15 protein-coding genes and 1 tRNA gene are annotated in these 22,922 nt (G+C 37.1%); 12 read left to right on the top strand and 4 right to left on the bottom strand.

What is annotated here, in order from left to right; genetic code table 11:
- Positions 1-598: hypothetical protein (locus E0F98_RS16120; protein ID WP_207917090.1), on the bottom strand; the 598-nt coding region annotated here is incomplete at its 3' end.
- Between E0F98_RS16120 and E0F98_RS08555 the strand changes: the two genes are divergently transcribed.
- Both E0F98_RS08555 and E0F98_RS08550 read left to right on the top strand, forming a co-directional pair.
- Entirely contained in the window at positions 558-10,916 is a 10,359-nt protein-coding gene (locus E0F98_RS08555) for a T9SS type A sorting domain-containing protein (protein ID WP_207917089.1), read from the top strand. The genes E0F98_RS16120 and E0F98_RS08555 overlap by 41 nt on opposite strands.
- 95 nt (positions 10,917-11,011) lie before the next feature.
- Positions 11,012-11,260: a hypothetical protein gene (locus tag E0F98_RS08550; RefSeq protein WP_132110447.1), complete on the top strand. Its 249-nt coding sequence runs from the start codon at positions 11,012-11,014 to the stop codon at positions 11,258-11,260.
- Between the two features lie 70 nt (positions 11,261-11,330).
- Here the strand turns inward: E0F98_RS08550 and E0F98_RS08545 are convergent, their stop codons facing one another.
- Positions 11,331-11,786 (bottom strand): DUF4442 domain-containing protein, encoded by a 456-nt coding sequence (locus tag E0F98_RS08545; RefSeq protein ID WP_132110445.1) that lies wholly within the window; start codon positions 11,784-11,786, stop codon positions 11,331-11,333.
- A 205-nt stretch (positions 11,787-11,991) separates the two neighbouring features.
- On the opposite strand from E0F98_RS08545, the gene E0F98_RS08540 reads away from it, so the two are divergent.
- From E0F98_RS08540 to E0F98_RS08520, 5 genes are all read left to right on the top strand, one after another.
- Positions 11,992-12,447 (top strand): DUF4870 domain-containing protein, encoded by a 456-nt coding sequence (locus E0F98_RS08540; protein WP_132110443.1) that lies wholly within the window; start codon positions 11,992-11,994, stop codon positions 12,445-12,447.
- Positions 12,448-12,646: 199 nt separating this feature from the next.
- A complete protein-coding gene (locus E0F98_RS08535) occupies positions 12,647-12,976 on the top strand; it encodes a PadR family transcriptional regulator (RefSeq protein WP_132110441.1) in 330 nt (109 codons plus the stop codon).
- A gap of 5 nt (positions 12,977-12,981) precedes the next feature.
- Entirely contained in the window at positions 12,982-14,697 is a 1,716-nt protein-coding gene (locus tag E0F98_RS08530; RefSeq protein WP_132110439.1) for a PspC domain-containing protein, read from the top strand.
- Positions 14,698-14,699: 2 nt separating this feature from the next.
- Positions 14,700-15,440 (top strand): head GIN domain-containing protein, encoded by a 741-nt coding sequence (locus E0F98_RS08525; RefSeq protein WP_132110437.1) that lies wholly within the window; start codon positions 14,700-14,702, stop codon positions 15,438-15,440.
- Positions 15,441-15,526: 86 nt separating this feature from the next.
- Positions 15,527-16,360 (top strand): GIN domain-containing protein, encoded by an 834-nt coding sequence (locus E0F98_RS08520; RefSeq protein ID WP_132110435.1) that lies wholly within the window; start codon positions 15,527-15,529, stop codon positions 16,358-16,360.
- Positions 16,361-16,433: 73 nt separating this feature from the next.
- Here E0F98_RS08520 and trxB read toward each other — a convergent pair whose 3' ends face one another.
- Together trxB and E0F98_RS08510 are read right to left on the bottom strand one after the other, a co-directional pair.
- Positions 16,434-17,381 (bottom strand): thioredoxin-disulfide reductase, encoded by a 948-nt coding sequence (gene trxB, locus E0F98_RS08515; protein WP_132110433.1) that lies wholly within the window; start codon positions 17,379-17,381, stop codon positions 16,434-16,436.
- 347 nt (positions 17,382-17,728) lie between these two features.
- Positions 17,729-17,803 (bottom strand) — tRNA-Pro (locus tag E0F98_RS08510).
- A gap of 443 nt (positions 17,804-18,246) precedes the next feature.
- Here E0F98_RS08510 and E0F98_RS08505 point away from each other — a divergent pair.
- The 5 genes from E0F98_RS08505 to lepB all read left to right on the top strand — a co-directional run bounded on the left by E0F98_RS08505 (position 18,247) and on the right by lepB (position 22,879).
- The gene (locus E0F98_RS08505) at positions 18,247-19,014 is read left to right on the top strand and encodes a ParA family protein (protein ID WP_132110431.1); all 768 of its coding nucleotides are present in this window, start codon (positions 18,247-18,249) and stop codon (positions 19,012-19,014) included.
- 4 nt (positions 19,015-19,018) lie between these two features.
- Positions 19,019-19,918: a ParB/RepB/Spo0J family partition protein gene (locus E0F98_RS08500; protein ID WP_132110429.1), complete on the top strand. Its 900-nt coding sequence runs from the start codon at positions 19,019-19,021 to the stop codon at positions 19,916-19,918.
- Positions 19,919-19,941: 23 nt separating this feature from the next.
- Positions 19,942-20,478 (top strand): DUF5683 domain-containing protein, encoded by a 537-nt coding sequence (locus tag E0F98_RS08495; RefSeq protein WP_132110469.1) that lies wholly within the window; start codon positions 19,942-19,944, stop codon positions 20,476-20,478.
- A 58-nt stretch (positions 20,479-20,536) separates the two neighbouring features.
- Positions 20,537-21,238, top strand: a complete 702-nt coding sequence (dapB, locus tag E0F98_RS08490; protein ID WP_132110427.1) for a 4-hydroxy-tetrahydrodipicolinate reductase — start codon at positions 20,537-20,539, stop codon at positions 21,236-21,238.
- A 66-nt stretch (positions 21,239-21,304) separates the two neighbouring features.
- Positions 21,305-22,879 (top strand): signal peptidase I, encoded by a 1,575-nt coding sequence (gene lepB, locus E0F98_RS08485; protein ID WP_132110425.1) that lies wholly within the window; start codon positions 21,305-21,307, stop codon positions 22,877-22,879.
- Positions 22,880-22,922: the final 43 nt, after the last annotated feature.

Genomic DNA, 22,922 nt, shown 5'->3' with positions numbered 1-22,922 from the left:
TTAGTTCTGGATTACAAAATCCAAGTATTTCCGGAGTAACTCTAGCTACTGCGGGAACATACAATGTTATAGTAACTGTAGCAGGTTGTCCAAGTGCAGAAGGTTCAACCACAGTTGTTGTTAACCCGATACCGGCAACACCAACTGCATCGAATAATGGCCCACTATGTGTTGGTTCAACTTTGAACCTTACAACACCTTTAGTTTCAGGAGCAACATACAGCTGGACCGGACCAAATAGTTTTAGTTCTGGATTACAAAATCCAAGTATTTCCGGAGTAACTCTAGCTACTGCGGGAACATACAATGTTACAGTAACAGTAGCAGGTTGTCCAAGTGCCGCTGGCTCAACCACAGTTGTTGTTAACCCGATACCGGCAACACCAACTGCATCGAATAATGGTCCATTATGTGTTGGTTCAACTTTGAACCTTACAACACCTTTAGTTTCAGGAGCAACATACAGCTGGACCGGACCAAATAGTTTTAGTTCTGGATTACAAAATCCAAGTATTTCCGGAGTAACTCTAGCTACTGCGGGAACATACAATGTTACAGTGACAGTAGCAGGTTGTCCCAGTGCCGCTGGCTCAACCACAGTTGTTGTTAATCCGATACCGGCAACACCAACTGCATCGAATAATGGTCCATTATGTGTTGGTTCAACTTTGAACCTTACAACACCTTTAGTTTCAGGAGCAACATACAGCTGGACTGGACCTAATAGTTTTAGTTCTGGATTACAAAATCCAAGTATTTCCGGAGTAACTCTAGCTACTGCGGGAACATACAATGTTATAGTAACTGTAGCAGGTTGTCCAAGTGCAGAAGGTTCAACCACAGTTGTTGTTAACCCGATACCGGCAACACCAACTGCATCGAATAATGGCCCACTATGTGTTGGTTCAACTTTGAACCTTACAACACCTTTAGTTTCAGGAGCAACATACAGCTGGACCGGACCAAATAGTTTTAGTTCTGGATTACAAAATCCAAGTATTTCTGGAGTAAATCTAGCTACTGCGGGAACATATAATGTTATAGTAACAGTAGCAGGTTGTCCAAGTGCCGCTGGCTCAACCACAGTTGTTGTTAATCCTTTGTTAACTCCTTCGGTAGTAATAACGTCATCATCAACGAGTATTTGTTCAGGTACTTCTGTAACTTTTACAGCTACACCTACAAATGGAGGATCTGCTCCCTCATATCAATGGAAGAACGGAGCAACTCTCGTGGGAACAAATAGCCCCACTTATACAACCACAACTCTCGCTAGCAATGCTGCTATATCAGTTGTTATGACTTCCAATGCTATTTGTCCATCTCCTTCCACAGCTACAAGTAACAATATAGTTATGAATGTTTTTACTGGAACGCCTAGCGGATGGAACGGGAGTACCAATATAACAGTTTCAAACCAATCTATCTGTCCCCCCGCTACTGTTACCTTATCAGTTCCTGCAGCTTCAAATGCTCAATATTACCAGTGGAATTTACCAACAGGTTGGATAATTACCAACGGAAATTTGACTAACTCCATAACTGTGTCTGTTTCTTCATCAGCTGCACTAGGAACTCAGGTCATTGCGGTCAAAGCAATTAATCCATGTGGTGAAAATACCAAAGTATCTACCCCTTCAAATGGTAAAAACCAAATCATTGTAAACTCATTTAATGGCGTAACTATTTCTCCTTCATCTCAGACTGTTTGTGCAAACAGCTCGATTATAGTAACTGGACTACTAACCGGAAACGCAACTTCAGGCAATTGGACTGCAACAAATGGTAATATTACATTACAATCTCAAGTTGGATCAACTATTACTGCTGTCTTTACACCTACAATTTCCGGAGGCTCTGCAACAGCAACCATAACCACTAATACACCAACAGGAAGTTGTCCCAATACTCCAGCCACCGCAACAGTGGCAGTAACGGTAAGTCCTTTACCTATTGCAGCAGGAACAATAAACGGTTCGGCAACAGTATGCCAGGGACAAAACAGTGTAACCTATACGGTTCCCGATATTACCAATGCAACTGGATATACCTGGTCTTTACCTACAGGAGCTACCATAGCGAACGGAGCCAATACAAACAGCATTACTATCAATTATTCTAATTCAGCAACTTCCGGAAATATTGCAGTATATGGAACAAACGCATGTGGTAACGGAACGGTCTCTGCAAACTTTGCTGTAACTGTAAATCCTTTACCTATTGCAGCAGGAACAATAAACGGTTCGGCAACAGTATGCCAGGGACAAAACAGTGTAGCCTATACGGTTCCCGATATTACCAATGCAACTGGATATACCTGGTCTTTACCTACAGGAGCTACCATAGCTAACGGAGCCAATACAAACAGCATTACAATCAATTATTCTAATTCAGCAACTTCCGGAAATATTGCAGTATATGGAACAAACGCATGTGGTAACGGAACGGTCTCTGCAAACTTTGCTGTAACTGTAAATCCTTTACCTATTACAGCAGGAACAATAAACGGTTCGGCAACAGTATGCCAGGGACAAAACAGTGTAGCCTATACGGTTCCCGATATTACCAATGCAACTGGATATACCTGGTCTTTACCTACAGGAGCTACCATAGCTAACGGAGCCAATACAAACAGCATTACTATCAATTATTCTAATTCAGCAACTTCCGGAAATATTGCAGTATATGGAACAAACGCATGTGGTAACGGAACGGTCTCTGCAAACTTTGCTGTAACGGTAAATCCTTTACCTATTGCAGCAGGAACAATAAACGGTTCGGCAACAGTATGCCAGGCACAAAACAGTGTAACCTATGCGGTTCCCGATATTACCAATGCAACTGGATATACCTGGTCTTTACCTACAGGAGCTACCATAGCTAACGGAGCCAATACAAACAGCATTACTATCAATTATTCTAATTCAGCAACTTCCGGAAATATTGCAGTATATGGAACAAACGCATGTGGTAACGGAACGGTCTCTGCAAACTTTGCTGTAACGGTAAATCCTTTACCTATTGCAGCAGGAACAATAAACGGTTCGGCAACAGTATGCCAGGCACAAAACAGTTTAACCTATGCGGTTCCCGATATTACCAATGCAACTGGATATACCTGGTCTTTACCTACAGGAGCTACAATAGCTAACGGAGCCAATACAAACAGCATTACTATCAATTATTCTAATTCAGCAACTTCCGGAAATATTGCAGTATATGGAACAAACGCATGTGGTAACGGAACGGTCTCTGCAAACTTTGCTGTAACGGTAAATCCTTTACCTATTGCAGCAGGAACAATAAACGGTTCGGCAACAGTATGCCAGGGACAAAACAGTGTAACCTATGCGGTTCCCGATATTACCAATGCGACTGGATATACCTGGTCTTTACCTACAGGAGCTACCATAGCTAACGGAGCCAATACAAACAGCATTACTATCAATTATTCTAATTCAGCAACTTCCGGAAATATTGCAGTATATGGAACAAACGCATGTGGTAACGGAACAGTCTCTGCAAACTTTGCTGTAACGGTAAATCCTTTACCTATTGCAGCAGGAACAATAAACGGTTCGGCAACAGTATGCCAGGGACAAAACAGTGTAACCTATGCGGTTCCCGATATTACCAATGCAACTGGATATATCTGGTCTTTACCTACAGGAGCTACCATAGCTAACGGAGCCAATACAAACAGCATTACTGTCAATTATTCTAATTCAGCAACTTCCGGAAATATTGCAGTATATGGAACAAACACATGTGGTAACGGAACGGTCTCTGCAAACTTTGCTGTAACGGTAAATCAGCCACCGGCAATAAATACACAACCAAATCCTTCTCAAACCGTTTGTTCTGGATTTCCTGTTAGTTTTTCAGTAATAACAACAGGAACAGGGTTTACTTATCAATGGAAAAAAGGAGGAGCAAATGTTTTGGGGGCAACATCTAATACGTATTCAATTCCTAATGTGAGTGCTGTGGATGCTGGAACATATACTGTGACTGTTAGTGGAACTTCACCTTGTGCACCAGTCACCTCGGAGAATGCAGTGCTCATTGTAAATCAAGACATCGAGATTACAAGTCAACCTATTGCCCAGATAAATTGTGAAGGTAAAAATACTTCATTTTCAGTTACGGCAACAGGTAATATTTCGAGTTATGTTTGGAGAAAAAATGGAATTCCAATCTCTAATGGTGGAAACATTTCAGGGGCTACGACACCAACTATTACTTTTACTGGACTATTGCTTAGTAACGTAGGAAATTATGATGTTGTAATCAGTAGTCCTGGTGGTAGCTGTTCACAAACTCTCTCCAATCCTGCTTCACTCACAGTAACCCCTGTTCCAACAGCAACAATTAGTTATGCGGGAACTCCATTTTGTAACGATATTACTAGTGCGCAATCAGTTAATTTATCTGGATCAAATGCGTATACTGGCGGATCATACTCAGCTCCTACTGGATTAACTTTAAATGCTTCAACAGGAGCAATAACACCTAGTACCAGTACAGCAGGTAGTTATGCAGTAACTTACACTATAGCAGCGACAGGAGGTTGTAATGCTGTAACAGCAACTACGAATATAACTATCACTGCAAAGCCTACGGCTAACATAAGTTATGCTGGCGCATCATTTTGTAAAACAATAACTGGAGTTCAAGCAGTTACATTAACTGGAACAAATGCTTATATCGGGGGAACATTTTCAGCTCCAGCTGGATTAACTATTAATTCAACTACAGGGGAAATAACGCCAAGTACCAGTACGGCAGGAAATTACACAGTAACCTATTTAGGACCTACAACCGGAGGTTGTGTAGCTGCTACAGCAACAGCAACTGTTACAATTACGGCACTTCCTACAGCAGCATTAAGCTATTCTGGATCTCCTTATTGTAAAGATATTACAACTGCACAAACAGCAAACTTAACAGGAAACACAGGAGGAATATACAGTGCTGCTCCTGCTGGTTTAAGTATAGATACTGGTAGTGGAGCAATAACACCTAGCACCAGTATAGCAGGTAGTTATGTTGTCACCTACACAATTGCTGCAGCAGGAGGCTGTAGTGAAGTAACGGCAACTGCGAATATAACTATCACCGCAATTCCTACCGCTACCATAAGTTATGCTGGCGCACCATTTTGTAAAACAATAGCTGGAGTTCAAACAGTTACATTAAGTGGAACAAATACCTATAGCGGGGGAACATTTACAGCTCCGGCTGGATTAATTATCAATTCCACTACAGGAGAAATAACACCTGCTAGTAGTACGGCAGGAAACTACACAGTAACCTATACAGGGTCTACAAGCGGAGGTTGCGCAGCCGCGATTGCTACAACAAGTATTACAATTACTGGACTTCCAACGGCTACAATTAGCTATTCTGGAACTCCTTACTGTAAGAATACAGCAACTGGACAAGCAGTTACTTTATCTGGAACTAATGCATATACAGGCGGTACATATTCAGCTCCCACTGGATTAACTTTGAATGCTTCATCAGGAGCAATAACACCAAGTACAAGTACAGCAGGAAATTACCTTGTGACCTACACAATTCTTGCCGCAGGAGGCTGCAGTGCAGTAACAGCAACTGCTAATGTAACTATTACTGCAATTCCTACGGCTACTATAAATTATGCTGCGACACAATTTTGCAATACATTAACTGGAGTTCAAGCAGTTACTTTAGCTGGGACAAATGCCTATAGCGGGGGAACATTTACAGCTCCTGCTGGATTAACTATTAATTCCATTACAGGAGGAATAACACCTAGTAGTAGTGCGGCAGGAAACTACACAGTAACCTATTTAGGACCTACAAGCGGAGGGTGTACAGCTGCAACAGCTACGGCAACTGTTACAATTACAGCGCTGCCAACGGCTACAATTAGTTATTCTGGATCGCCTTACTGTAAGAATATAGCAATTGGACAAGCAGTTACTTTATCTGGATCAAATGCCTACACAGGTGGTACGTATACTGTTTCTCCTACTGGATTAACTTTGAATGCTGCCACAGGAGCAATAACACCAAGTACAAGTGCAGCAGGAAATTACCTTGTGACCTACACAATTCTTGCCGCAGGAGGTTGTAATGCAGTTACAGCAACTGCTAATGTAACTATTACTGCAATTCATACAGCTACCATAAGTTATGCTAGTATACCATTTTGTAAAACTATAAGTGGAATTCGAGCAGTCACGTTAAGTGGAACAAATGCATATAGTGGAGGAACTTTTGCTGCTCCTTCAGGATTATCTATTAATTCAACTACAGGGGAAATAACCCCAAGTACAAGTACGGCCGGAACCTATACTGTTACCTATACTGGATCTACAAATGGAGGTTGTGCAGCTGCAATAGCTACAACAAGTATTACAATTACAGGACTTCCAACAGCAACAATTAGTTATACAGTAGCTTCTTTTTGTATTAGTAATTCAACTGGACAAGCAGTTACTTTATCTGGAACTAATGCCTACACAGGTGGTACGTATACTGTTTCTCCTACTGGATTAACTTTGAATGCCTCTACTGGAGCAATAACGCCAAGTTCTAGTACCGCTGGAACGTATACTGTAACCTATACTATTCCTGCAGCGGCTGGATGTACGTCTGTTGCGACGTCGACAACCATAAAAATAGATCCAGTCCCAATTGGAGGAACCTTACTATTCCAAACGCCAGGAACCACACCAAAAGAAAGACTCTTTTTAATTTGTCAAAATCCAAGTTCAGGTTATGCAGTTCCGCTAAGCTTATCTGGTATAGTAGGCACAGTTGTAAAATGGCAGTATAGAACAAGTACTGCAACATCCTGGTCTATAATTCCAGATGGTGTAGGCAATTTTACCGGTAATACACTTACGGCAGCACAAGTAGAAAGTTTAAACATTACACAATCTACAGTAATCAGGGTGGAGATAAGCAGCGGAGCCTGCTCACCAAATGTATTTAGCGAAACCGCAATTATCAGCGTTATCCCGCAAGACATAGCACCAAGTCCAGTTGCGGTTAACAAAAGTGTAATCTGCATCGGTACAGGAATTCAACTAAGTTCAGAAACAGGATACGGTGAATCCTTTGGAAAATTTGAAGGCGGGGCATTTGATAATTCTTCGATAACTAACTCTGGATGGAGAATTACTGACAAAAATGGGATTACTAACTATGATTTCAGTTCCAATGCAGATAATACACGCCCAGATAGATGGCTAAGAACAAATCCTCATGACTTCGCAACTGCAAATATAACTGCCCCTTATACAATCATTGATAAAAGATGGGATACATCACTTAGTTCTGCTGGAAATAAAGGTTTTGCTATTGTTTCGGGAAATAATACCTCAACATTAGAAACAGCAATCTTCTCATTAGCGGCATTGGACGAAGCTATTCTAACTTTTGACCAAGCGTACAACCTTACTTCTGGCGCCGTTATAAAAGTAGAAATTTCTACCAACGGAGGAGCCTCTTATTCCTCTGAACCCATATTGTTTCAACAATCTGGATCAGTAAGTAGCGGAAACTATGATCGTTTTGGTGAAGGAACCCCTGGTATAAACCAAATGCAAATTGATTTAGGTGATTATATTGGTTATAGTAATTTAAGGATTAGATTTAACTATACCGGTAAGCGAGATGGTGATATTTGGACTTTAGACAACATCAAAGTACCTGAAGGCCCAAGGGACGTTACCCTAGTATGGACCGATGATACCGATCCTACCAATCCTATTGTTATTGGAACCACAAATAATGTAACTTGGACTCCATCAAAAATTGGCTGGAATACGTTTGTGGTAAAAACTTCTCTTATTCTTGATAGTGCTGGAAACACTTGTTCGAGTCCAGTAAATGAAAAAGAAATTAAAGTTTTTGCTTTCGATCAATATACTGCAACCACAATGGCAACGGCGGTAGGCTGTGGTACAAAAAATGTACCCCTAAGTGTCAACGTTATTAGCGGGAAACAAGGTCCGATAACGACTTACCCAACAGCTGATGGATACGTAGGAGAATGGAGTATTACGGGGCCTGCAGGATTTGTTCTTACTAATCCCAATCCAAGTAATCCAATTGCACCAATAAACAACCCAAATGCAATCTTCACAGCTGCTGATATTGGGTCATATATTTTCAAATGGATTTTAGCACCTACAACAAAAGATGAAAACGGCCTAACGATTACAAACACCAACTGCGCTCCTAATTATGTCGCACCAACTTTAATAATACAACATTGTACCACTTTAGATTTTGACGGAATTGATGATTATGTTGATTTAGGAACAGGATTTAATGGATCTTATAGTATTGAGGCATGGATAAGACCAAAAACCAATATTGGAACTATTATAAGCGGCCCAACATTTGAAATTAAAATATCAGACCTTCCAGTAACAATTATCCCTAATTCTCGATGGTATCATATAGCAATGTCCAACGGAAAAATATATGTTGATGGAATCGAAATGAAAAATGCAGGGACAGGAATAGGCGGAACTAAAACTATCATTGGTGCTCGATGGAACAATACATCTGGAAAACCTGAAAATTATTTCACTGGTTGGATCGAAGAAGTTCGTATTTGGAATAAAAATATTACTCAAGAGCAAATACGATTTATGATGAACCAACATCTCCAAAACGCCACTAATATTGGTGTTGAAATTCCAATTCCCGTTGAAGGAGGATTAGTTTATTCTGATCTAGCGGGCTATTATCGATTAATTTCGGAATTTCCTGATTCCTCTAATTTACAGACTTATAGTAATACTCTAAAACCTGTTAACGGAATAACACCAAATTTAGCAATTGCCGGAACTCCGGCAGTGTTATATAACATGACTACACATCAACAAAATACAGCTCCAATGCCTTATATTTCTGCAGCTGACGGAAAATGGACCGATATCAATACCTGGTTAAGACCCACAGTTTGGGATATACCAAATAGCAACGGCCTTAATGCTAGCCCTATTGATTGGAATATTGTAATCACAAGAAATAATACCACTTCAGATGCAAAAGACATAACAGTACTAGGTTTAAAATCAGAATCAGGTAAACTAACTATGGCGGACCCAGCTCCCGCACCTCAAAACGAAACTAACGGTGGTCGCATGCTGTGGATCACGCATTATTTAAAATTGGACGGGAATATTGATTTAGTTGGAGAATCACAATTACTGCAAAAACGTTATGGCTCTTATGATTCTGATTTCTACTTTTCCACTGCCCAGGTTAGTGAAAGTATTTTTGATGAAGCTAGCTCAGGTTTTATAAAACGAGATCAACAAGGCAAGAAAAATAGTTTCAATTACAATTACTGGTCATCACCTGTTACGCTGCAAGGAAACCCAAACAATGCACCATATACAATTGCTGGTGTGCTGAGAGATGGAACTGTTTCTGCTATTCCCAAAGCAATTAATTTTCAATATGGAGCTTATGATGCAGATGGCCCCGTTACTAGCCCAATTAAAACAACTTACCGATGGATTTGGTCCTATAATTCTCTTACTCCAGATTCGAATACAGATTGGCAAAATTATTACCAATGGAATTATGTTGGTACAAATGCAATAAAAGTAGGTAATGGATTTACTATGAAAGGATCTGGTGGGACGGCAGCTATCAATGCCACACAAAATTATGCATTTATAGGGAAACCGAATTCAGGTGATGTTGATTTAACCATAGGTTTAAACCAAACCTATTTAATAGGGAATCCTTATCCTTCTGCCCTTGATGCTAATCAGTTTATCAGGGATAACTTAAAAGACTGCGTCGGTTGCCCTGCAGCGGGAGGCTTTAACGGTACTGCAAATACGTTTAGTGGTGCGCTCTATTTTTGGGACCATTTTGGATTATCTAACAATCATATTTTAGCACAATATGAAGGTGGATATGCTACCTATACCTTATTGGGCGGATCTCCTGGAGTTTCAGATTCCCCATTAACAGCGACAGCTAATAATGCTGCACTATTAGCTCCTAAACGCTATATTCCCGTGGGTCAAGGATTTTTTATTAATGCTGCCGCGAATCCAAATAAAGCAGGAACATCAGCTGCTGTACAAGGTGGAACTATAAAAATAAGAAACAATCAACGAGTATATTATAGAGAAACTTCAGCTTCATCACTATTCCTAAAAACAGCGGGGACTAAAAAATCAGCAGCAATCAAAATACCTGAAGACAACCGTTCAAAAATTAGACTTGGTTTTGATGCCCCAAACGGTAAACATCGACAACTCCTTGTGGCAGCAGATCCTAATACTACTAATCAATTTGATATAGGTTACGATGCAGAAATCTTTGATGCGAAAGACAATGATATGTACTGGGAAATAGAAGATAGTCAACTTGTAATTCAAGGGATTCCAAATTTTGATGATAACCAAATAATACCTATTGGAATAAATACAGCAAAAGAGGGGTTAAGCACCATAAAAATTGACGCTTTAGAAAATATACCAGATAGACTGGAAATATATTTATTTGACAACGTGACCGGGCTTTACCACGATATAAAAAATAATAACTTTACTATTTCACTTCCAGTAGGTAAATACAATAAACGTTTCTCATTACAATTTGTCAATAAAACCTTAAGTGTAGATAGCAATACACTAGAAGATGGAATCCTGATTTATTATTCGAATGTCAATCAGACTTTAAACATCCATAATAATTTTATTGATGCAGAAGTCACTAAAGTTGACCTGTTTAATTTATCAGGCCAAAAAATAGCACATTGGGTTATTGAAGAAGTAAAACAAAATAACATTAAAATTCCGATTGCTAACGTAAGTACAGCAGGATACATTGTAAAAGTTACCACTACAAAAGGAGCTTTTAGCAAAAAAATAATTATAAAATAGTATCGTAAATTATGCGTATTAAAACTATTTAAAATACTGAATCGTATTTAAATTATTAATACATTTGACATTGTAAACCATTAAAAACTAAAAAGATGACAAAAATACTCTCCATATTAGCGATTGCTTTATTTACAATTACTGCAAGTGCGCAAGAGGTAAAAACGGCTTCTAAAAAAGAAGTACAAAAAGAAAAAGAATGTTGCTTAAAAGCAGCCGATTCTAAAGCGATGACTGCAGATGAAATTGCTCAACACAAAGCCAAATGTAAAGCAGAAGACAAAAAATGTGATGCTAAAATGACCGGCACTGAAGAAAAAAAGTGTTACTCTAAAAAAGCATAATTAACTTTTAATATAATAAAAATGCCTCCATTCGGAGGCATTTTTATTATAAAATGGGTTTGCGAATGAATTATGGTTTTACTCTCACACTCCATTCAAAATCCATTTCAGAGACTTGAACTCCTTTTTCGTCAGTTCCTATCGCTTTCATCCAGAAGGTTTGCCCCTCGCCTGTTGCTATAGATTCTTGAATAGCGCGCTCTATTAAATGACCGTCTTTGCATACAAATGTTATTCTTCCGGTGGCTTTTTTAGTAAAATTTCCTTTATTGTTTGCTACTAGCATTGATATTTTTCTACCGCTTTTTTGAATTTGATACATCACTAAAGCTCCTGTCGAAAGTTCGGCGGCCATTGCCTGCACTGCAAAATACATCGAGTTAAATGGGTTTTGGTTAATCCATCGGTGCTTCACTGAGGTCACACAGGCTGTTTCATCAAGCTTCTTCACTCGAACTCCGCATATAAATGCCGAAGGCAATTTGAAAAATAAAAATTTATTTAGTTTAGACGCCGTAAGTTTCATTATCAGTGGTTTTTTTGCTAATGTACAAAAAAATACTATGCGTACATATAATCTTTATTTGTTAAAAAAATGTTAACTTTTACTACTATGCGATACAAGATACTGTCTTTTAGACATATATTTGTATAAGAAATTACTAGGTACTCTTATTTAAATTGTCCTGAGGGTTTCGATCATCAATCATCAAAAAAAATAAATCAAAACAATGGAAGCAACAACCGAAAAAAACATCGCCACCTTTACGCACCTAAGTGCACTAACCCAATATTTTATCCCTTTTGGGAATTATATTTTTCCAATAATTCTTTGGAGTTCGAAGAAAGACAAGTCGGAATTTGTAGATCACAGCGGAAAACAAGTTCTAAATTTTCAATTAAGTTTGCTACTATACTCAATAGCTCTTGCGCTTATCGCTATTCCAATTTTAATCTTTACCGTTTTTAATTCAATTCCGTTGAATACAATTATCAACGATGAAAGCGTTGTATTCGATAATTTTAATTTTAGTGAAAATATAGGATTAATCACCCTAGGAATAACAAGCGTATTTGTATTTATCTGTTTAAAAATTGCAGAATTCTTTCTTATTATTTATGCTTCTATAAAAACATCGAATGGAGAAAAATTCAAATACCCTATAACGATTCCATTTATAAAATAGTGAGTCACTAGCCCTGATGGAAGCGGCATCCTTTTTTATCTTGAACTTCTTTCAAGATAAAAAAGATATAGCGGACAGCAGGAAAAAGCTCCAAAAAAAAGAGAATAAGTAATTTAAGATTACTTTGTTACTCACAATGCCAAATCATCCATCAAAAAACGAATAGTTTAATCAACTAAAAAATCAAAAAAAAAGAATTATGAACATTGAAAACACAAAAGCCCAGATGCGCAAAGGTGTTCTCGAGTTTTGCATCTTATCTGTATTGAAAGAAAAAGATGCCTACACATCGGAAATATTAGACACTTTAAAAAACGCAAAATTACTAGTGGTAGAGGGAACTATTTATCCGCTGCTCACCAGACTAAAAAATGACGGATTGTTAAGCTACCGTTGGGAAGAATCAACTTCGGGACCGCCAAGAAAGTACTACGGTTTGACCGAAATAGGACAGACATTTTTAAAAGAACTAAGCAGCACTTGGACAGAATTGTCTGATGCAGTAAATCTAATCACAAACCAAAAATAATAGCCATGAACAAGACTGTAAATATAAACTTAGGCGGAATGTTCTTCCATATAGATGAAGACGCATACCTGAAACTAACACGTTATTTTGAAGCCATAAGACGATCACTATCGCAATCTTCTGGTCAAGAAGAAATCATAAAAGATATCGAAATGCGTGTTTCGGAACTTTTAAGCGAAAATCAAAAAACAGACAAACATGTTATAGGTCTAAATGATGTAGATCAAGTGATTGCTGTAATGGGACAACCGGAAGACTACATTATAGAAGACGATAATCCATCTTCACAAACCTATAATAATACCGCTCCTAGAAGAACAAAAAAATTATACCGAGATACTGAAAAAGGGATGCTTAGCGGAGTTTCAGCTGGATTGGGACACTATTTAGGAATTGACACCGTATGGATTAGAATCATCTTTATCCTATTAGTATGGGGAGCAGGAACGGGAGTTCTATTGTACATTATCCTATGGATCGTTACTCCCGCTGCAATCACAACCTCAGAGAAATTAGAAATGACTGGAGAACCAGTTAATATTTCGAATATCGAAAAAAAAGTTAGAGAAGAATTTGAAAATGTTTCAGAGAAAATAAAAAATGTAGACTACGACAAATATGGCAACCAAATAAAAACAGGTGCCGGTAAAATAGGTAGTTCATTTGCAGATTTTATCATGACAATTTTTAAAATTTTTGCAAAATTTCTTGGGATCCTATTAATTATGACTGGATTAGGTGTCTTGATGGCGTTGTTGATAGGAGTGTTTACTCTAGGGACCACCTCAGTTATAGAATTTCCTTGGCAAGGTTTTGTAGAAGCGGGAAACTTCACTGACTATCCTATCTGGGTTTTTGGACTATTAATGTTCTTTGCCGTAGGTATTCCCTTCTTTTTCTTGACCGTATTGGGTTTCAAACTTTTGGCTCCAAATATGAAATCGATTGGAAATATTGCTAAATACACCTTGCTTGCCTTATGGTTAATTTCAGTTGCATTAGCTATTTCTATAGGAATAAAACAAGCATCTGCTTTTGCCGCAGACGGACGAGTAGTGCAAAAAGAAAATATTATACTGCAGCCAACGGATACGCTTTTTATTAAATTCAAACACAATGATTTTTATGCTAAGAACGTTGATGATCGTGATGATTTTAAAATTGCACAAGATATTTCTGGAACAGATCTCCTATATTCGAATGATGTAAGTTTGAGAATACAAAGTACAGATGAAAAGGTAGCTTATATCCAAATAGAAAAAGAGGCAAAAGGGAAATCGCTTTCAGAAGCTAGACTAAGGGCAGAGCAAATAAAGTACAGCTATAAAATTGAAGGAAATCATTTAATCTTAGACAACTATTTAATTAGTGATTTGAAAAATAAATTTCGTGATCAAGAAATACAAGTCACCTTATATTTACCAAAAGGAACATTATTAAAACCAGATAGTTCTATGCGAAAATATGATCGTACAGATGAGGATTACTTTCTATGGAACCCAGATTCTAGCAATGAAATCTACAGAGTAGAAGACAATAAAATTAGATGTTTAAACTGTACAACCATTGAAGGCGATTACAGTAATGAAGAAGAGGAGAACAAAACAATCAGGATCACAAAAAATGGCATTTCTATCACAAATGATACAATCAATGTATCAAATGACGATCTTAAAGAACTAAAAATAAATAACGATGGTATAATTATTAAAACCAAATAACCATGTTAAAAATCATAACCATAATAACCAAATTCATCCTGATCGCATTAACTGCTTTGTTATTAACATCTTGCAACCATTCGATAAACATAAAATCCATAACAGGAAGTGGCAATGTTACGACGGAGAACAGAACTGTAAGCAGTGATTTTACAAGTATCGAAGTTAGCAATGCTATTGATCTGATAATTGAACAATCAGATAAAACGGAGATTACTGTCGAAGCCGATGATAATTTACAAAAAAGCATTACTACAAAAGTAGAGAACGGCGTACTAATCGTAGCTTGTGACTATAATTCATTTATAAATATCGAATCAAAAAAAGTTACAGTAAAAATGCCCGTTATTGAAGCTTTACGTGCTTCAAGCGCTTCTTCAATCAATAGTGTAAATACTCTCAAGGGCGCAAACATTAGTCTTAGAACATCTAGTGCCGCCTCGATGAACTTAAATATAGCCTCAGACAATATTGATTGCAAATCCAGTAGTGGAAGTTCTATTAGTATCGAAGGAATGGCACTTAGTCTCAAAACTACTGCTTCAAGTGGGAGTGATATTAATGCAAACGACTTACTTGCAAATGAAGTAAACGCTGTAGCCTCAAGCGGCGCGACAATCAACGTGCACCCAATTGTAAGTCTAAAAGCGAAAGCATCCAGTGGCAGTAATATTAACTACAACACTGCACCAAAAACAGTTGAAAAAAGAACTAGCTCAGGCGCAAGTATTGACAAGATCTAACTTCCTAATTCACAATTAATAACTAAATCATCCATCATAAGCGGATGATTTTTTTATATTTGTAATAACTATAACATAAATATAAAATGAAAAAATATACTGTAATCATTCTACTGATATTTTCAACGACTCTAACATTCGCACAGAAAAAGGATAAAATAAAAGGCTCAAAAAAAGTAACTACTGAGCTAAGGGAAGTTGGTAACTTTGAAACGATAATAGTAGAAGATAACATCGAAGTTTATCTAGAAAAAGGAGAAACTACGGGGATAAAAGTTGAAGCTGATTCTAATTTACATGAGTTTATTTCAATGGAATTAAAAGATAAAACGCTTCGTTTTTTTACTACTATAGAACCTATAAAATTTAAAAAACTGGTCGTAAAAATAACTTATACAAGCGATTTAAAAAGTGTGTCTTCAAGAAATGATGCCATTGTAAACGCGATACAAGAAGTACAAATTGACTCTATTGCTTTTAAAAGCATCGATAATTCAAAGCTGTTTCTGAATATCAATACTAAAAATTTTGTTCTGGAAGCTATTGATAAATCACAAGTTGAATTGAATGCCAAATCAGAAAAAATAAAAATTTCTTTGAGTGGTAATGCCGAATTGAAAGCCTTAATAAATGGCCCAGAAATGATTTGCGACTTGTATCAAAAAGCGCAAGCAAACATAGAAGGTGCCGTGCCAACTGCCGTTATTCGCTTGGACAACAACTCTAGTTTTAAAGGCAACAAATTAACCATTAAAGATTTAGAATTAGTTACAGAGAGTGCCTCGAGCGCTATTGTAAACGCAGAAACATCCATAAGCATAAGCGCTAAGTCGAAATCTCAGGTTCAACTTTACGGAAACGCAAAAATTGAAATGAAAAAATTTACTGAAGAAGCTAAATTGTTTAAAAAGGATAAATAAAAAAACAAACACAAATGAAAAGTCCCATTTATCGAGGTAAATGGGACTTTTTTATTGGAAATTGCTTCTAAAATTAGTCTTTAGCAGCTAAATATCTTTCTGCATCAAGTGCTGCCATACAACCTGTACCTGCAGCCGTAATTGCTTGACGATACACATGATCTGCAGCATCTCCAGAAACAAAAACTCCTTCTACATTCGTTTTTGAAGATCCAGGAGTATTAACAATATAACCAGTTTCATCAAGTGTTATAAACTCTTTAAAAATATCTGTGTTGGGTTTATGACCAATGGCTACGAAGAATCCTGTTGCAGGAATCTCAAATTCTTCATTTGTAGTTTTATTCAACGCTTTTACACCTGTTACAACTTGTTCGTCTCCTAAAACTTCAACTGTATCATGATTCATTAGAATCGTAATGTTTTCTGTTTTACGCACACGAGCTTCCATAATTTTTGAAGCTCTAAATTTTTCACTTCGCACTAACATCGTCACTTTTTTACAAAGCTTAGACAAATAATGTGCTTCCTCACAAGCTGAATCTCCAGCTCCAACAATTACCACTTCTTGATTTCTATAGAAAAAACCATCACAAACTGCACAGGCAGAAACGCCACCTCCCATTTTCAAATAGTGTTGTTCTGAAGGCAATCCTAAATATTTAGCTGATGCTCCTGTAGAAATAATTACAGTTTCACAATGCAATTCTTTAGTTTCATTAATCCAAACTTTATGAACATCTCCTGAAAAATCAACTCTTGTTGCCCAACCATCACGTACATCAGTACCAAAACGTTGTGCTTGAGCTTGTAAGCCTACCATCATTTCTGGACCAGTAATTCCCTCAGGATTTCCAGGCCAGTTTTCCACTTCATTAGTTGTTGTTAGTTGGCCTCCAGGTTGCATTCCTTGGTACAAAACTGGATTCATATTTGCTCTGGCTGCATATATTGCTGCAGTATAACCTGCTGGACCAGAACCTATAATAAGACATTTAATTTTTTCGATTGTATCTGACATAATAATTGAAATTTATTTTTTAAAACAGCACAAAAGTAACATTTAATAAATTGGTTAACGAAGGCTATTTATTGTTTTTTGTTATATCCAAATAAAAAAATCCTTTCTGTAGAAACAGAAAGGATTTTTTGTCGGGGTGGCAGAGTTTATTCCGATACCGGAAATTCGAAGCTGCGGTCTTCCCTTAAATCCAGAGTGTGAACTTAAATGCCGACTTAAAGGTTCTACAATTTCCATCGAAGTGCAGCCAACATAATATTTATCAATTAATTTTGAATATAAGATGTAAACGTAAAACATAATTCTTGGGTATAAAAAAACCTTCTTGGTTCACAAGAAGGTTTTTGTCGGGGTGGCAGGATTCGAACCTGCGGCCTCCTGCTCCCAAAGCAGGCGCGATAACCGAGCTACGCTACACCCCGTAGCGAGTGCAAATATAAAACTTTTTTTTCCTTAAACAAGATTATTTCAAGATTTAGAAATAAAAAAAATAATCTTAAAATAACACTTTCATTCTATCAACTACCATTAGCTTCATCTTATGTCATTTACGCTTCCTCACTTTTGATCTATTGCTTTAAAAGAAAACGCTTCGATTTGGAAAGTACTTTATTGATTAAAAAAAAACGAACACAGAAAGCATTACATCGAACCTTAAGAACATTAAATTCAAGCTTCTCAATTCGAATAAAAAAGCCGCACACACAAGCTAGAGCTACCATCTCAAAATTCCTTTAAACGAATTAAGAAACCACCAAAAATAACTAGCAATATGCCCCTAATCAAGCTTTAACGAATGTTAACAAAATAGATTTTTAGAAACCATAATAAATTGTATTTTTACGGTTCAAAATTTATAAAATAAATGGGCAAAATCATTGCGATTGCTAATCAAAAAGGAGGGGTTGGAAAGACTACAACATCTGTAAATCTTGCCGCTTCCCTAGGTGTTTTAGAAAAGAAAGTATTACTAATAGATGCTGATCCACAGGCCAATGCGAGCTCAGGATTAGGAATTGATGTTGAAAGTGTTGAAATTGGGACATACCAAATTCTAGAACATAGCAGTACTCCTAGAGAGGCAATTATCAAATGTTCAGCACCAAATGTAGATGTAATCCCGTCGCATATTGACCTTGTTGCCATCGAAATCGAATTGGTAGATAAAGATAATAGGGAATATATGCTTAAGAAAGCATTAGAAAGTATAAAAGATGACTACGATTATATCATCATCGATTGTGCTCCTTCACTTGGACTACTTACTTTGAATGCATTGACCGCAGCTGACTCCGTAATAATCCCAATTCAATGCGAGTATTTTGCACTGGAAGGTTTGGGTAAATTACTAAATACGATAAAAAGTATTCAAAAAATTCACAATCCAGATCTAGATATTGAAGGACTATTATTAACCATGTTTGACTCCCGACTTCGTTTATCGAATCAAGTTGTTGAAGAAGTGCAAAAGCATTTTAACGATATGGTTTTTGACACTATCATTCAAAGAAATGTAAAGTTGAGCGAAGCGCCTAGTTTTGGCGAAAGCATCATCAACTATGACGCAACCAGTAAAGGAGCGACTAATTATTTACATTTAGCTCAGGAAGTTATAAAGAAAAATAGCAAATAGTTTTATGGCAAAAGCACTAAAAAAACAAGCCCTTGGGAGAGGATTATCTGCATTATTAAAAGATCCAGAAAATGACATTAAATCAGTAGACGATAAAAATGCCGACAAAGTTGTGGGAAATATTATTGAGCTTGAAATAGACGCTATTGAGATAAATCCTTTTCAGCCCAGAAGCAATTTTAACGAGGAATCATTAAAAGAACTTGCTACTTCCATAAAAGAACTAGGGGTTATACAACCTATTACTGTACGAAAATTAGACTACAATAAATACCAGTTGATTTCAGGGGAACGTCGTCTGCGCGCTTCTACCCTAGTGGGATTAACAACCGTTCCAGCATACATCCGTATTGCAAACGACAATGAATCCTTAGTAATGGCCTTGGTTGAAAACATCCAACGTCATGATCTAGATCCTATTGAAATTGCACTTTCCTATCAAAGATTAATTGATGAGATTCAATTGACTCAAGAACAAATGAGTGAGCGCGTAGGAAAAAAACGTTCTACGATTGCCAATTATTTACGTCTTCTAAAACTGGATCCGATTATCCAAACAGGAATTCGTGATGGCTTTATCAGCATGGGTCATGGTCGCGCGATTATAAATATCGAAGATTTAGACATTCAAACTGATATCTATCAAAAAATTGTAAGCCAAAACCTTTCTGTTCGTGATACCGAAGCATTGGTAAAAAACTATCAAGAAAGCCTAAAGCCACAACCGGCAAAAACAGCAAAATCATCAGGATTTGAAATAGAAGAAACTCAGAAAAAAGCATTTACTAACTATTTTGGTAACAAAGTAGATGTAAAAGTAGCTGGAAACGGGAAAGGAAAAATCACAATTCCATTTCAATCAGAGGAAGACTTCAATAGAATCTTGGAATTAATAAAAGGATAGTGAATAAATTTCTTTACATAGGAATGTTCTTTTTTATTGTAGGACACACCACTCTTTTTGCGCAAGGAAAAAAAGAAACGACTCTCGTAGCTAAAGACACGATATTATCAAACAATATCGATCCCTTAACTCCTGCAAAAGCAGCTTTCTATTCTGCCATTTTACCAGGTCTGGGGCAGGCTTACAATAAAAAATATTGGAAAATCCCACTTGTTTATGGAGCCATGGGAACCAGTCTTTATTTCTACTTAGACAATAATAAAAAATACCACCAATATCGAGATGCTTATAAACGTAGACTTGAAGGTTATAATGATGATAATTTCTCTTATCTAGATGACTCTCGATTAATTGCGGGACAAAAATTCTATCAGCGTAATCGTGATTTATCTTCCTTGTTTGTAGTGGCATTCTATGCTTTAAATATTATTGACGCTAACGTCGATGCGGCCTTACTGCAGTTTAACGTTGACGAAAACTTATCAGTACGACCTGTAATTTATCCTAATGATGTAACATTAAAGACAAATGTGGGTCTAACCTTTAATTATAATTTTTAGATTCTAATCGAAATAGCTCGTTTAGAACCTTCTTTTTTAATTTATAAATAAATACCAAATGAAAATTGCGCTTTTAGGATACGGAAAAATGGGTCAAGTAATCGAAAGAATTGCACAGGAAAGAGGTCATGAGATTGTCTTGAAAAAAGATGAAAACAACACCTATGACGGACTCTCTACTGCCGATGTTGCCATCGACTTCAGCGTTCCTACAGCAGCGGTTCCTAATATTTCGAATTGTTTTCTTGCTAATGTACCTGTAATTTCAGGGACAACAGGTTGGTTGGAACATTATGACGAAATGGTCGCACTTTGCACTGAAAAAAACGGTGCTTTCATATCCAGCTCCAACTTTAGTTTAGGAGTTAATATATTTTTCGAAATAAACGAATACCTAGCCAAAATGATGGCTAAACTAGATAATTACAGTATTGATATGGAGGAAATTCACCATACTCAAAAACTGGATGCACCTAGCGGAACTGCTATTTCTTTAGCCAAAGGAGTAATGGAAAATAGCAATTACACTAATTGGACTCTAGATGTGCCCGCAGCAAATGAAATTCATATTGAAGCAAAAAGAATCGGAACGGTTCCTGGAACACATACGGTAACATATAACTCAGTTGTTGACAGTATCGAGATAAAACATACCGCACACAATCGTGAAGGATTTGCTCTTGGAGCTGTAATAGCGGCAGAATGGATTGTGGGAAAACAGGGCGTTTTCACAATGAAAGACGTCTTAGAATTAAAATAAATCAAATCACTTTTTAAGGGAAGTATCTTTTAAACTTCCCGTTCTTTATAACTAAAAAATTAAGCTATGTCTCTATATCAATGGTTTGTGTTTTTCCTACTTGTACAAATAGTTCACTTTTTAGGAACTTGGAAACTATATGAAGCCGCCGGCAGAAAACGTTGGGAAGCAGCAATTCCAGTTTACAACGCTATTGTTTTAATGAAAATCATTGGCCGCCCTACTTGGTGGACACTATTGCTTTTTATTCCAATTATCAACTTGATAATGTTTCCTGTAATCTGGATCGAAACTTTGAGAAGTTTTGGAAAAAAAACAAGCTTAGACACTTTTTTAGGAATAATTACTTGTGGATTGTATATCTATTATGTCAATTACACTCAAAAATTAGAATACATTGCTGACAGAAGCACTCAACCGCACAATAAAACCGCCGATACGATAAGCTCTTTATTGTTTGCAATCATCGTCGCAACAATAGTACATACTTATTTCGTACAACCATACACGATTCCGACATCCTCTTTAGAAAAGTCATTATTAGTGGGAGATTTCCTGTTTGTAAGCAAAGTTAATTATGGAGCCAGAGTGCCTATGACTGCTGTTGCCTTGCCAATGGTTCACGACTCTATACCGATGACTAAATCACCATCGTACCTGAAATGGCCACAAATACCGTACTTAAGGTTACCTGGAATAGAAGATATCAAACGATCAGATATTGTCGTTTTTAACTGGCCTGTAGATACTGTACATTACTTTTTTGAACCAAAGGGAAGACCCGGCGTAATCAAACCAATCGACAAAAAATCGAATTATGTAAAAAGATGTGTAGGAGTTCCTGGAGACAGTTTGTCTATAAAAGATGGTATTGTTTATATCGATGGAAAAGTGCTGCAACTGCCTGAAAGAGCAAAACCTCAGTTTTCATATTCAGTAGCTTTAGACGGAAAAACGCCAATTGATTTCGAATATCTATTAAGAAGCATGGACATCACTGACGCTGTAGGCTATAAGAGTGATTTAAAAGATACATTAATATTTAGAGCACTAACCGCTGATGGAGCCGCTAGACTACGAAACGTACCTGGAATTACTGCTGTAACCCAAGAAATTGCTAAAGGAACAGAAAACGGTATTTTCCCGCACATCAATAACTGGAATCAAGACAATTTAGGTCCCATATATATTCCTGAAAGAGGAAAAACAGTAGCGCTTACTGCAGAGACATTACCTTTTTATCAAAGAATCATCACTGACTATGAGCTGAAAGATAACGGAGAAAAAAACGATCTTAAAGTTACAGGAGGCGAAATAAGACTAAATGGCGAGCTTATTAAAGAGTACACTTTCAAACAAAATTACTATTATATGATGGGTGACAACCGTCACAACTCTGAAGATAGCCGTTACTGGGGATTTGTACCCGAAAATCACGTTGTAGGTAAACCAGTATTCATCTGGTTGAGCTGGGACACGAATGGAAAAGGCCTGAATAAAGTGAGGTGGGATCGAGTTTTCACAACTGTTAATGGCGAAGGGCAACCTGAATCTTATTTTAAATACTTCTTAATTGCATTAGCAGCCTTTTTTGTAGGTGAGTATTTTTGGAAAAAAAGAAAAGCAAAAAATAATATCTAGTTTAAAGTTTTAGGTTTAAAGTTTCATGGATAACATGGAACTT

Source organism: Flavobacterium hiemivividum, assembly GCF_004349145.1.
Classification (GTDB): Bacteria; Bacteroidota; Bacteroidia; order Flavobacteriales; family Flavobacteriaceae; genus Flavobacterium; species Flavobacterium hiemivividum.
Note: the sequence above shows the minus strand (reverse complement) of the source record. Positions and strands in the feature narration are given on the sequence as shown.

Coding starts and splice junctions, on each gene's coding strand:
- E0F98_RS08530 (WP_132110439.1), top strand. CDS start 12,982: ATGAACAAGACTGTAAATATAAACTTAGGCGGAATGTTCTTCCATATA.
- E0F98_RS08520 (WP_132110435.1), top strand. CDS start 15,527: ATGAAAAAATATACTGTAATCATTCTACTGATATTTTCAACGACTCTA.
- trxB (WP_132110433.1), bottom strand. CDS start 17,381: ATGTCAGATACAATCGAAAAAATTAAATGTCTTATTATAGGTTCTGGT.
- E0F98_RS08535 (WP_132110441.1), top strand. CDS start 12,647: ATGAACATTGAAAACACAAAAGCCCAGATGCGCAAAGGTGTTCTCGAG.
- E0F98_RS08495 (WP_132110469.1), top strand. CDS start 19,942: ATGTTCTTTTTTATTGTAGGACACACCACTCTTTTTGCGCAAGGAAAA.
- E0F98_RS08550 (WP_132110447.1), top strand. CDS start 11,012: ATGACAAAAATACTCTCCATATTAGCGATTGCTTTATTTACAATTACT.
- E0F98_RS08500 (WP_132110429.1), top strand. CDS start 19,019: ATGGCAAAAGCACTAAAAAAACAAGCCCTTGGGAGAGGATTATCTGCA.
- E0F98_RS08505 (WP_132110431.1), top strand. CDS start 18,247: ATGGGCAAAATCATTGCGATTGCTAATCAAAAAGGAGGGGTTGGAAAG.
- lepB (WP_132110425.1), top strand. CDS start 21,305: ATGTCTCTATATCAATGGTTTGTGTTTTTCCTACTTGTACAAATAGTT.
- E0F98_RS08545 (WP_132110445.1), bottom strand. CDS start 11,786: ATGAAACTTACGGCGTCTAAACTAAATAAATTTTTATTTTTCAAATTG.
- dapB (WP_132110427.1), top strand. CDS start 20,537: ATGAAAATTGCGCTTTTAGGATACGGAAAAATGGGTCAAGTAATCGAA.
- E0F98_RS08540 (WP_132110443.1), top strand. CDS start 11,992: ATGGAAGCAACAACCGAAAAAAACATCGCCACCTTTACGCACCTAAGT.
- E0F98_RS08525 (WP_132110437.1), top strand. CDS start 14,700: ATGTTAAAAATCATAACCATAATAACCAAATTCATCCTGATCGCATTA.